The organism is Streptomyces sp. NPDC102441 (genome assembly GCF_044765585.1).
GTDB lineage: Bacteria > Actinomycetota > Actinomycetes > Streptomycetales > Streptomycetaceae > Streptomyces.
The window spans coordinates 103,654-116,809 of the sequence record NZ_JBIWKH010000010.1 but is presented as its reverse complement, the minus strand read 5'-3'; the positions used below and the strand labels follow the sequence as shown (position 1 = coordinate 116,809).

The 13,156-nt window shown below is 69.8% G+C and carries 5 protein-coding genes and 1 pseudogene; 5 read left to right on the top strand and 1 reads right to left on the bottom strand.

The genetic code is table 11. The features are described from left to right. Window positions 1–3: 3 nt before the first annotated feature. From ACIREO_RS22660 to ACIREO_RS22645, 4 genes are all read left to right on the top strand, one after another. Window positions 4–687, top strand: a complete 684-nt coding sequence (locus ACIREO_RS22660) for a DUF6875 domain-containing protein (RefSeq protein ID WP_404113099.1) — start codon at window positions 4–6, stop codon at window positions 685–687. Further along, window positions 684–7,706, top strand: coding sequence for an amino acid adenylation domain-containing protein (locus tag ACIREO_RS22655; protein WP_404113097.1), 7,023 nt, complete (start codon window positions 684–686; stop codon window positions 7,704–7,706). The genes ACIREO_RS22660 and ACIREO_RS22655 overlap by 4 nt, the downstream gene beginning before the upstream one ends. After that, on the top strand, window positions 7,703–9,577 hold the full coding sequence (gene asnB / locus ACIREO_RS22650; RefSeq protein WP_404113095.1) for an asparagine synthase (glutamine-hydrolyzing): 1,875 nt from the start codon (window positions 7,703–7,705) through the stop codon (window positions 9,575–9,577). Before ACIREO_RS22655 ends, asnB begins: the two co-directional genes overlap by 4 nt. Window positions 9,578–9,807: 230 nt before the next feature. After that, entirely contained in the window at window positions 9,808–10,740 is a 933-nt protein-coding gene (locus ACIREO_RS22645) for a RimK family alpha-L-glutamate ligase (protein WP_404113093.1), read from the top strand. Between the two features lie 57 nt (window positions 10,741–10,797). Here the strand turns inward: ACIREO_RS22645 and ACIREO_RS22640 are convergent, their stop codons facing one another. Continuing rightward, window positions 10,798–12,294: an IMP dehydrogenase gene (locus tag ACIREO_RS22640; protein WP_404113543.1), complete on the bottom strand. Its 1,497-nt coding sequence runs from the start codon at window positions 12,292–12,294 to the stop codon at window positions 10,798–10,800. A gap of 329 nt (window positions 12,295–12,623) precedes the next feature. On the opposite strand from ACIREO_RS22640, the pseudogene ACIREO_RS22635 reads away from it, so the two are divergent. Further along, window positions 12,624–12,716 (top strand): annotated as a pseudogene (locus tag ACIREO_RS22635) (FAD-dependent oxidoreductase); the annotation flags it as partial. Between the last annotated feature and the right edge of the window lie 440 nt (window positions 12,717–13,156).

Here is a 13,156-nt window from a genome sequence, read left to right as displayed (position 1 = left end):
CTCGTGCGCCCGCCTGCCGTGCGGCACCCGTTCGAAACCGGTTCGCTGACCGACGCCGCCAACGCCCCCGCTTTGTATGACCGTTATCCCCAGTACGAGCGGGTCTTGGGCTGGGTGCACTCCTTCGTCACCCAGCCGCACGCGGGCCTCGGCCGGCCCGGGGCAGTGTGCCCGCGGCTTGCCCCGGCGCTGCGACTCAACCTGGTCCGCCTGGTGGCGGCCCGCACGGACACCGCCTCCGTGGACGAGGCGGATGAGAAGGGCGGTGCGCTGGCCGCTCTGTACGAGGAACTGTTCGACGACGCCGAGTCCTTCCGGGCCGGTGCGCTCATGGCGGTCTTCCCCGACCTGCCGCAGGAGGGGGCCGACGCGTTCATCGACGGCGGCCACGCCCGGCTGCGCATGAGCTTCGTCGCCCGCGGGCTGATGATCGGTGAGTTCCACCCGCACAGCGCGGTCACCAGCGTCCGTAACCCCGCCCTGCCCGTGATGCGGTGTCCGGTGCCGATGTTCGCCGTCCGGGCGCTCTCCCGACACGACGTGATCTTCCTGGACCGGCCCCAGACGCCGCCGGCCGACCGCGAGCAGTACCTCAAGCACCTCTTGCATCACCTCGGCGACCAGCTCCCGGAGCGCGAGAAGGAACGGATACGAGCGGGGATCACCGAACTGGAGGGAGCCAAATGAGCGCCATCGCTGCGGCGTTGCGCTCGGCGCCGAACCTGACCGCCGCGTTCGACCAGGTGTGCCGACGGCACCCCGACCGGATCGCGGTCCGCGACCGGGGCCGGTCCCTGACCTACGCGGAGCTGGAGTCCCGCATCGCCGCCATCGCCTGCGGACTTGCAGCGGCCGGCCCGGCTCCGGCAGGGGCGCTGGTCGCTGTGGTCCTCGACCCAGGCGCCGACGCTGTGTGCGCCGCGCTGGCGGCGCTCCGGGCTGGGTTCGCCTTCTTGCCACTGGAGCCGTCCGCACCCGATGACTACCTCTGCGCCATCCTCACCGGCGCCCGTCCCCACACGGTCATTACCACTCCGTCGCGGGCCAAGGTGCTCGACCCCTCGGCTAAGGACGTCGAGGAGCTGATCGCGCGCGGACGTTCGCTGCGGGACGATCCGGCCGTCGGGGCCGCCGTGCGCGCTGACGATCCGGCGTACGTCATCTTCACCTCCGGTTCCACCGGCCGGCCCAAGGGGGTGGTGCTGCCTCACACGGCGATGCTCCATTCCACTGCGGCTCGCGTCGACGCCTACGGTCTTCCCGGCCGGGTTCCCCTCTTGCACTCACCGGCCGTTGACGTGTACTCCGGCGTCCTGTTCTGGGCGCTGCTGACCGGGGCCACCCTGGTGATCGGCCCCGACGGCCTGCGCGACGTCCCGGCGACCGTGGCTCTCGTGCGGGAGGAGAAGATCACCGACCTCGTCTACCTCGCCTCGCTGTATCCGGCGTTCCTCGACTACGCCGGCGCGGAACCTCTTGATGCTCTTCGCCGGGTGATGATCGGCAGCGACCGGTGGAGCGAGGAGGTCGTCGACCGGCACGTCCGTGCGCTCCCCGACGTGTCTCTGCACAACGAGTACGGTCCGAGCGAGACCGCCGTATGGACGAGCCAGGCCTGCGTCTGGAACGGCACGGCGCGGCAACGGGTGCCGCTGACCATCGGCCGGCCGGTCACCGGCACCCAGTACCTACTGTGCACCGGCAAGGGCGCCCTTCAGGCGAGCACCGGGCCTGGCGAGCTGTACATCACCGGGGCGCAGCTGGCGCTCGGCTACCTGAACGCCCCGGAGTTGACCGCACGGTCGTTCGTCAATCTCCAGGACGGGCAGCGTGCCTACCGCACCGGTGACCTCGCCGCACTCACCGCCGAGGGGGACTACGTCTTCGCCGGGCGTGTGGACCGGCAGCTGAAGGTGCAGGGCAACCGGATCGAGCCCGCCCAGGTGGAGGCGGTCCTCATGGGCCACCCCGACGTCGGCGTCGCCCATCTCGTCGCCCGCCAGAACTCCGGCCCGGGTGCGGTGCTCGTCGCCTACCTCACGCCCCGGCCGGACGGGCCGACCCTGGACACCGAGAGCGTGCTCGGCCATGCGGCCGCTCACCTGCCCCAGTACATGGTCCCGGCGGCCTGCGTCGTGCTCCCGGAGCTGCCCCGCAAGGCCAGCGGCAAGATCGACGAAGCGGCACTGCCCGCCCCCGGCGCGGTCCAGGACCCGGAAGCGGTGGCGCCGGCGGATGCGCTGGAGGAGGCCCTGTCCGCCGCGGTGGTCGACATCCTCCGATGCCCGCCGCCCGGGGTAACTGCCTCGCTGACCGCTTACGGAGCGAGTTCACTGGCCCTGATGCAACTCGGGGCCCGCATCGCACGCGACCACCACGTGATCGTCCCGGTCAGCCAGCTGTTCTGCACGCCCTCGATCCGGCAGATCGCCGCCGCGGTACGCGCCGCCGCACCGAACGACCGGCCCCCGCTCGTGGCCACCCAGCATCCGGCTCAGGGCACGGTCCTCAGCTGGCAGCAGCGTCAGATCTGGTTCCTCAACCAACTCGCTCCCGCCTCCCTGGCCTACAACACACAGTGCTCACTCCACCTGGAAGGAGAGGTGAACCCCGAAGCGCTGCGAGCCGCTCTCGCGCACGTGGTCGCGCGGCACGAGATTCTGCGCACCACCTTCCACGAACAGCCCGACGAGCCGCTCCAGAAAGTTCACGCCCCATGGGACGTTGTGCTGGAGACGTGCGACCTGAGCGGGCTGCCCGAACCGGAGCGGGAGGCCGCCCTCAGCCGGCACATCACCGCGCACAGCGCCCAGATCTTCGACACCACGCGCCTGCCCCTGGTGCGCTGGTACCTCTACCAGCTCGACGAGCGGCGCTGGACCCTGTTCCAGGTCGAGCACCACTTCGTCCACGACGGCTGGTCGGCCACCCTGCTGATGAGGGAGATCCGCGACGCCTACGCGGCCCTCGTCTGCAGCCGGCAGCCCGAACTGGGCCCGCTGGAGGTCCAGTACCGCGACTGGGCGCTCTGGCAGCGCCGCTGGTCTGCCTCCGAGGACTTCGCCGCGCAGCGCCGCTACTGGCAGCACCAACTCCAGGGCGTGGCCGGGCACGGTGTCACGTTCGCAGGCGACCATGCCCGTCCGGCGCAACAGACCTTCAACGGAGCCTGCTTGCGTGCCGACATCCCGGCCGAGACCGTGGACGCGCTCGACGTGATGTGCGCCCGGCACGGTGTCACCCGCTTCGCGGTGTTCCTGTCCGCGTTCGCGCTGCTGGTGCGCCAGCACACCGACGAGGACGACTTCGTGATCGGCTCGGCGCTCGCGAACCGCCGCCAGGCGGAGACCGCCCCGCTGCTCGGCATGTTCGTCAACGCCCTGCCCCTGCGCCTGCAGGTGGCCGCCACGGCGACGGTGGGCGAGGTGGTCACCCGCACCATGGAGGTACTGCTGGGCGCTCAGGACCACCAGGAGTTTCCCCTCATCGAGATCATCAAGGATCTTGGTGTCACGCGAGATCCGTCGGCCAATCCGCTGTTCCAGCTGATGTTCGCCTTCCACGACTCCCCCCGGCCCGATTTCACCGCGCCCGGGCTGCGAGGCCGGCTGCACATCGACCACAACGGGTCGGCGAAGAACGACGTCAACGTCGTGTGCGTGCCGCACCCCCCGGCCCCGGGGTCCGGGCGTACGCACGACGGGGTGAACATCCTGTGGGAGTACAACCGGGACCTGTTCACCGCCGAGACGGCCCGGCTGCTGCTGGAGTCGTTCGGCCGCATCCTGACGTCCCTGGCCGACCCGGCCGCATGGGCCCGTCCGGCAACGGCACTCGAGTCCCTGGATCCGTGGCAGGCCCACCGGGCCGTCGAACTGGCCGCAGGCCCCGCGGTCGCACCTGCCCACGCCACCCTGCATGCCGGAGTCGCGGCGCGGACGGCCGCCGCCCCGGACGCCGTGGCCGTCGTGCACGGACCGCGCACCCTCACCTACCGGGACCTGGACCTGGTGGCCGCGTGGGTGGAGGTGCAGCTGGACGCCGTCGGCGTACGCCCCGGTGAACGGGTCGTGGTGGCGTGCGGGCCCGGGAGCGAACATGTCGCCGCGTGTCTGGCGGTACTGCGCCGGGGGGCGGCCCTCGTGTGCCTCGATCCCAACGAACCGGCCGCACGGCTGAAGGAAATGGTGCGGGACGCCTCGCCCGCAGCGGTGGTGTGCTCGCGCCGTACGGCCGCCGCGATCCGCGGCGTTGGGGCCGGGCTTCCTCTGCTGGTCTGCGATGTCGCACCGGAGAAACCGGTGGCGGCCGTGCTGCGTCCCGTTCACGTCACGGGCGCGGACGCCGCCTACCTGGTCTACACCTCGGGCTCGACCGGGCGGCCGAAGGCCGTCGTCGCCACGCACACCAACGCGATCACCGCGCTGACCGCGCGCACGGTCCACTTCGGCGCCGCCCCGGGCCGGACGCTCATCTCGCTGCCGCTCCAGTTCGACGTCGCCACCTCCATGATGTTCTGGACCCTGTGGACCGGCGGGACCCTCGTCTTCCCCGACCAGGAGGACGTGAGGGACCCGGCCGCTGTCCGCACGCTGATCGAGGACCGACACGTCACCCACGTCAACTTCGTGGCCTCCTACTACCAGCACCTCCTCCCGGTCTTCCCGGCCGGCTGGTCCACCAGCCTGCGCGCGGTCGCGATCGGCGGGGAACCCTGCCCGCCCGACCTGATCCGCGACCACGCCCGCCGCCTGCCCCACGTCACCCTGGACAACGAGTACGGGCCCACCGAGGCGACCGTGTGGTGCGCGGCCTCCCGCGTCCACGACCCCCACCAGCCGTCCCCGGGCGGGGAGGTCACCATCGGGCGGCCGCTGGCCAACTACGCCCTGCACATCGTGGACGCGCAGCTGCGCCCGCGACCGGTCGGCGCGTGGGGCGAACTGTGCGTGTCGGGGCCCGGCGTCACCGCCGGATACCTCGATCGCAGCGACCTGACACGCCAGCGGTTCGTCACCCCGCAGACCGGGCCGCTGGCGGGCGTGGCGATGTACCGCACCGGCGACGCAGGACGACTGCGGGCCGACGGCCGCTTCGAGGTGTCCGGCCGCCTGGACGACCAGGTGAAGATCCGCGGCTACCGGATCGAGCTCGGCGAAGTCCGCCACGTCATCACCGCCCATCCCGCCGTGACGGCCGCCTACGTGGTCGCCGACTACCAGAGCGACACGGCAGGACGCCTGATCGCGTACGCGGTTGCGCCCGGCGCACCCCAGGGCCTGACCGGGGAGGTGCGTGCATGGGCGGCGCTGAGACTGCCCGCGTACATGGTGCCGGTCGTTGTCGTCGTGGACGCTCTGCCACTGACGGCGACGGGCAAGGTCGACCGCCGGGCTCTGCCCGCTCCCCAGCCCTCAGACCGTCCGGCGCCCGAGGAGGGCCCGGTCCTGCTCACGCCGATGCAGTCCGCGGTCATCGGCGTCTGGCAGGAGCTGCTGGCTGTGGAGCGGATCGGTCTGGACGAGGAGTGGTTCACTCTCGGCGGGGATTCGCTGACCTCGATCCGCGCCGCTGCACGGCTCCGCGAGCAGGGCCTGCACGTGGAGGTCTCCCACATCCTGCAGGCTGGAACCGCCCGCGCCCTCGCCGCGCTGCTCGACGACCAGCCGGCCAGTGACATCGTGGCCGCCGAGCGTCGACCGGCCGGCACAAGGCTGGGGCTGACGCCGATCCAGGCGTGGTTCTTCGCACAGGACTTCACCCAGCCGGATCACTTCAACCAGGCCCGCCTGTTCCACATCTCCCCCGCCCACGGCGCAGCGGATCTGCGCGAGGCGCTCCAGTGCGTCGTCGCCCGGCACGACGCCTTCCGCACCTGTTTCGTCGCCACGGAGCGGGGGTGGGCCCGGCAGCTGAACGAAGCCCCGGAGGTGCACCTGTCCGAGCACACCGTTGCCCCCGGGCAGGAAGGCCCGGACCCGCAGATCCTGAACACCCTGCACGACGGCCTGAAGATCGAAGGCGGGATGCTCTGGCGGGCCGCCGTGTTCTCCGATCCTGTCGGCGGACGGCGCTGGCTGTTCATGGTCCTGCACCACCTGATCGTCGACACCGTCTCCTGGGACATCCTTGGACGCGACGTGAGCCGAGCCCTGACCTCTCCCGGCACGGCTCTACCGCCCGCGCCCACCCTCGACGGGGCGGACCCCGGGGCCACCAGGGACGGGCGCGATGAGGAGTACTGGCTGCGCCTGGCCGAGGCGCCGAAGCCCGCCCTGCGGACCACCGGCTCGGACCGGGCGCCCTACGGCAAGCTCCACCACCTCACCACGAGGCTCTCGCCGCATGCCACCGCCCAACTCCTTGACCTTTCCCGGCGAGGCCGCACAAGCGTCACCGCGGTGCTGCTGGCCGCGATGCACCGGGCGTTGAAGCCGCTGACCGATCAGTCCTCCCAGCTGTACACCTACCTCGAAGGACACGGCCGGGACGGTCTGGAGGGCGCCGACCAGATCGTGGGCTGGTGCACCAGCCTGTACCCGGTCCTGCTGGCGGAAGGCCACGGCGGCGATCTGCTCGCCGTGGCGGACGCATTCCGCCGACAGCTCACCGACGTGCCGCGCGGCGGCACGGGATTCGCCGCCGCCCGCTATCTCGCCGCCTCCTCCCCCGTGGGGACCCTGCTAGCCAGGGCAGCCATGCCCGAGATCACGTTCAACTACCTCGGCGTCCGCGACCGTGTGGACGACGCCCGGACGGTGCGGGTCGCCCACGGCCCGAGCGGTGACCCCATCGGAGAAGCGAATATCCTGCCGACCGCACTGCACCTGACCGCCGCGGTGGACGGCCCGGCCATGGGCCTGACGTTCGCCATCGACACCGGGCGCTTCGAGCCCGGCTCCGTGGAGGACGCCGCCGCCCGCATGGTCGAGGTCCTCGAACGCGCAGCCCTCCTCGAACCCCTGAGTCCCACCCCGGCTCGGCCCGCCGGGAAACGGCGGCCGCACTTCCTCGTCCACCCGGTGGACGGACAGGTCCACTGGTACGGCCCGCTGGCCCACGCGCTCGGCTCCGGATGGGACTGCTACGGGCTGCGTGCGGATCCCCCCGAAGGCCAGGCCGCCGACATCCCTTCCCTGGCCGCCCGCTACGTGGAGCGGATCCGGCAGGTGCAGAAGACCGGCCCCTTCACCCTGACCGGCTGGTCATTCGGTGCACCGGTCGCCTTCGAGATGACCCGTCTCCTGGAAAACCTTGGTGAGCACGTGCACCTGGTGCTGCTCGACCCGCCGCCGCTGCAGACCACCGGATCCAGTGCAATGACCGCCCAGCTCGGCGCACTGCTCCCGGACCTCTCCGCGGCGCATATCGCCCGGGCGGTGAACGCCGCGGCCACCGCTTCAGGCCCCGACGCCGCGCTGGCCGCAGAGCTCCAGGTCCACGACTCCGACACGTTCGTCCGCGAACGGCTCGCGCTGCTGCTGCGGCACCAACAGGCCCTCAGCCGCTGGCAACCCACCACCGTTGTAGACCAGTTGCATCTGGTGCAGCCGTCAACGGCCGCAGACCAGGACCCGAGCGAGTGGCTGTCCCTCGGCCGAACCACCGGGCACACCCTCGTCACGGGAGACCACCACTCGATGCTCAGCACGGCCGCCGACCGCCTCGCGCAGCTCTACCCACACCCGACGAAGGAGCAGCGATGACAGTGGTGTTCTCCGGCTGCGGGATCGCCGGGGCCCTGCACTTCGGCGACAACACCGCCCCGGGCGACCGCCCGGACGCCGCCGCAGTACACCGGATGACGGCGGCGCTCGCGCACCGCGGCCCCAGCGGGGAAGGGCTGTGGCAGCAGCCGGGCATCGTCCTGGGGCACCGGCGTCTCGCCGTCACCGGCATCGGCGCGGCTGGGGACCAGCCGATGACGCGCGATCACCTGACCCTCGTCTACAACGGCGAGACGTACAACGCCCCCGCGCTGCGCTCCGAGCTCTCCGCCCACTTCTCCTTCACCTCGCGCACCGACACCGAGGTCGTCCTGCGGGCCTGGCAGTACTGGGGCGCCGCCGCCGTGCACCGGCTTCAGGGCATGTTCGCCTTCGCCCTCTGGGACGCCCGCACCCGGCAACTGTCCCTCGTACGGGACCGGATCGGCATCAAGCCGCTCTACTACCACCAGGGGAAGGACTTCCTGCTCTTCGCCTCCGAGATCGAGGCGCTGCTCGCCTCGGGACACGTCCCGCGCCGCCCGCACCACGAGACGCTGGCCCGCCAGCTCCTGTGTTCCTCCACCCTCCAGATCGACCAGTGCGCCACGCCCGTCGAACAGGTCCGGGCTCTCGCGCCGGCGACGACCCTGACCGTGTCCCCGGACGGCCGGCTGGACGAGCACGCCTACTGGCGGCTGCCCGACACCCCGGCCGATGCGGCACCGGTCTCCGCCGCCGAGCAGGCCCACGAACTCGCCGACCTCCTCGGCCAGAGCGTGGACGGCATGCTCATGGGCGACGTCCCCGTCGCGGCCTTCCTGAGCGGCGGCCTGGACTCCTCCGCCATCAGCGCGCTCGCCTCCCGCACACGCACCCTGCCCTGCGTGACCACCGCCTACGGCGATGACGGCCGCCCTTCTGATGAGGGCAACGAGGACCTGGCCTTCAGCCGGGCGGTCGCCCGGCACCTCGCCGATCGGGTCCATCACCACGTGAGCATTCAGCCCCACGTTCTGGGCCTGGAGGACCTGGACGCGGTGTGCGACCTGGCGGCAGTGGGAGACGATCCCCGGCACGTCGCCATCCTCGGCAACTACAGGGCCGTGCGCGACCTGGGCCTGCGGGTCGTCCTCAACGGGCAGGGAGCCGACGAGATCATGGGCGGCTACATCGCCCGGCCCGCCTTCGTCCGGCACATCCTCGACACCCGCCGTCCCGACACCTCAACGGTGCGGTCCCTGCCGGCCTCCCGGCAGATCCCCGGCCTCTCTTCCCAGCTGCTCGCCCTCCAGCCGCAGGCGCACGCCGATGTCCTCTCCTACTACCGGGACGTCCTCACCGGGCCCCCGCTGGAGCGCGTCCACCGGCTGCTGGTCCACACCCAGCTCACCCGGGTGGTCCAGTTCGAGGACTTCCTCGCCATGCGGATGAGCGTCGAGGCCCGCTTCCCCTTCCTCGACCACCGGCTCGTCGACTGGGCCTTCCGGCAGCCCTTCACCACCCACGTCGACGCTTCGGCCCGGCACGGCAAAGTGCACCTGACCGCGGCCATGCGCGGAACGCTGCCCGCCCGGCTTCTGGACCGCCCCAAGGCCGTCTTCCCCTTTCCGGACATGCGCGCCGTCCAAGCGTCACTGGCCGCGCTGGTCACCGAACATCACGACGAACTCACGAGCGACCCGCTGGTCAGCCACATGTTCGCGATCCCCACCGACCCGGCTGCAGTCGGCCCCGAGACCCTGTGGCCGCTGCTCGCGCTCTGGCGATGGCACCACAAGCTCCGCGCGCCCGCCCGCCCGCGCCCCGGTACCCGCCTGACAGCCCTGGGGTACGCCTACCGAGGAGATCGACGGCCCGTCTTCCGGTAGCGGAACACTCAACTACCGCAGCGGACGGACACCTGCAGAACAGCGCCCCCGTCCCTCCCTGCTGAGCCGACCACTACCGGCCGTGGATTGACACCCCGCTGCGCCTCGCCAATCGACGGCCCACGCGGAGGGCGGATCTCGCGGAATCAGGCCTGTGAAAACGCAAGCGCCCTTCATATACCTCATCGCAGATCCGGGCATAGCGGGTCTGAATGCCAGCGCGGAGAGCAATGTCCACATCAGATAGAACTGTCAACCTTGTGTACCGGCCTGATGACTTCCTTCCGGGCCTCGCGGACGAAATCCTCAGAAGGAAGAACCCGGCCCTAGCTGGAGCCGCTGAGCGCGCCGGCTTCGGCTTGCGGTTCATCCCCGTGCATGAGCTGACACCGGCGTCGGACGACCGCCCCAGACTCTGGTGGCATGGCGAAGACCTGCTAAGCACGAGGCAGTGCTTCCAAGTGGACGACTTCAGCTGGGATCCCCAGACATCACATTTCCTCAAGGCGATATACCGGACCGTCCAGGAGAGCGACTCCCTCCTGCTGAATCGCACCATGGACGGCCCCGAGTACCTGACGACGGACAAGCTCTCCATCGCTCAACGTGCCGCGGCGCTCGGAATTGCCACCCCAGCGAGCGTTGCTGTTCCTTACGGTCGCCACGCACGGTCTGTGCTGCCCCTCGTAGAGGAGCACTTGGGCCGGGGTCCCTACATCCTCAAGCCCCGGGAGATGGGGATGGGATTCGCCGTGCAGAAGATCGACACCTTCCGGCAACTCTCCTCCGCCATCGACATGGCCGCCCAGGCAGGTATCGGGTACCTCGTGCAGCGATATCTCCCACACACTGCTGATGTCCGTGTCTACCTCACGGCGGGCGACATTATCGCGGCACTGCATCGGACCGCCGCAGAAGGCTCCTACATGACGAACGTCAGCCAGGGAGGCGTCAGCAGCGTCCTGCCCGGTTGGAAGGAAGTGGAAGAGCAGTGCTTCAGAGTAGCGACGAGCCTTCAGGCTTCGTGCCTGTCGACGGATTGGCTGCTGACCGATTCAGGACCTGTTCTTGACGAATGGAGCACTGGCTTCGGAAGCTTCCCCGACGATGAGCCCAAGGTCGGGGACGCCTTCTTTTCCTGGGTGCGCAGCAAGCTGGAGTGACCGGGGCATGGTCAGAAGGAATCGCCCATCGGTTGGGCCGACAGCCGACGCCTTCTGTCATTCACCGGAGTCGACGGCCCGTTCCCGCAACCGCACCTCGGCGGTGTTCTGCTCGTAAGACCGCTCCGAGACCTGCACCAGCATCGCGGTGTCGTGGAAGTCGCGAAGCGTCGTGGCGCCGCAGCTGATCAGGGTGGCCGTCACCTTCGCGCGGGTCAACGCCACGTTCTCGTGAAGACTGCCGGCGTAGGGCACGAGCCCGTCGACACCCTCCTCGAACGCGATCGCATCCCCCTGGCCGTAGCGGGCGGCGTTCTGCGCCCGCCGGGATCCCTCGCCCCAGTACTCCTTGAAGTACTGGCCCTCGATCCGGACCTTGCGGGAAGGGGACTCGTCGAAGCGGGCGAAGTAGCGCCCCAGCATGACGAAGTCGGTGCCCAGGGCGAAGGCGATCGCCATGTGATAGTCGCTGAGCAGGCCACCGTCACAGCAGATCGGAACGTACATCCCGGTCTCCTGCGCGTAAGCGTCCCGGGCCGCGACGACGTCGATCAGCGCGGAGGCCTGGCCGCGGCCGATGCCCTTCTGGTCACGCGTGATACAGATCGATCCGCCACCGATGCCGACCTTCACGAAATCCGCTCCGGCCTCGGCCAGATATCGGAAGGCGCGTCCGTCGACGACGTTTCCGGCACCGACGAACACATCATTCCCATACGTCGCTCGGACGTAGTCGAGGGCCTTTTTCTGGTAGACGGAGTACCCGTCGGAGGAGTCGAGGCACAGAATGTCCGCACCAGCTTCGACCAGCGCGGGAACGCGCTCTTCGTAGTCCCGGGAATTGATGCCGGCGCCGACCCGGAACCGCTTCTGCTCGTCGACGGACGCGTGGTGGAAAGCCTTGTGTTCTTGGTAGTCCCGCCGCAGGACCAGAGAGACCAGGCGGTCGCCATCCATGATCGGCAGCACTTCGAGCCGGTGCTCCCAGATCAGCTCGTTTGCCTCCGACAGGCCGGTTGAGGAGGGGGCCGTCGTGAGCGACTCGCGGCTCCTCATGCGGGCGGTGACGGGCTCCGCCTGCCCGTGGCGCTGGACATGGAAGTCGCTCGGCCCGATGAGCCCGAGGAACACACCGTCAGCCGTTCCGTCGTCGGTCACCACGGCGACGTCCTGGTCCACCTCTGCCAGAAGCTGGGAGACCTCGCCCAGCGTCGTCGTCGGCTTGACCGTGGCTTCGCTGGTACGGAAGCCGGCCTTGTGGCGCTTCACCGCGCGCACGTCGTCAGCCTGGGAGGCTACGGACTGGTTCTGATGCACGAAGGCAAGGCCGCCGGCCTGCGCGAGGGCAACCGCCAGCTTCGGCGACGAGACCGCGCCCATGATCGCGCTGACCATCGGGGTGGCGACCTGAAGCGGCGACGGCTCGCCGACCGCGTGCCGGACGACCGGCGCGCTGAGATTCACGTTCTCCGGGGTGCAGCCCTCGGTCGTCAGGCCAGGCAGGAGCAGGAACTCGTTGAGGGTGCGCGAGGTCTCTTGAAGAATGGTTGACACATGATCTCCTGAAGGGAACCTGCCATCCAGTGCGCCGGCAGACTCTGATGGGCACAGAAATTGCGGCTGCCCGCTGTGCGCTGCGCGGAAGAAGAGGCCCCGGTCGGAGAGCGCGCGCGAGAAAGCCCGGTGCAGCGGAAAACGGGTCTTTGCCAAGAGCGACATTCCGCAGTGCGCGCTGCACAGGCGCTGACTTCCATTACGCCATACGGGATCGTACCGCACGGACCGTGTTCACCTGATCACCCCCACGAACAAGCCAACGCGCTTCGGCCAAGATCCCGAGGGAGGATGACAGAGAGCGTTGCGGGTAGCAAAGAGGGGGCGATATGGCGCGTGTGGTTGTCGTCGGAGGCAGCATCGCCGGGCTCGCCTCCGCCCTGTTCCTTTCCCGCAGAGGACATAACGTCATCGTCCTCGAGCAGGATGGACACCGTCTGAGCGCGGACCTGGAGGAAGACTTTCTGGCCTGGCACCGGCCCAGGGTCCCCCAGGCCGCTCAGCCCCACGGCCTGCTGGGGCCCGTCCGCGACATCCTGCTGAGCGAGAGCCCCGACGTCTACGCCGCCATGCTCGCCCTCGGAGCCCGCGAGCGGCATGAGTTCGACTGCCTCCCCGAGCGTCCACCGCCCCGGGCAGGTGATGACCGTCTGGTAACTCTTCAGACCAGGCGGCTGGTCCTAGAAGTCGCACTGCGACGTGCGCTGGAAAACGAGGAAACGGCATCCCTTCTGATCGGGCATACAGCTACCGGGCTTAGCGTCGACCACTCCCGCAGCGTTCCGCACGTCACCGGCGTCCATGTACAGCAAGGCCACCACCCAGCCGACCTAGTCCTCAACTGCGCTGGCCGCCGCTCCCC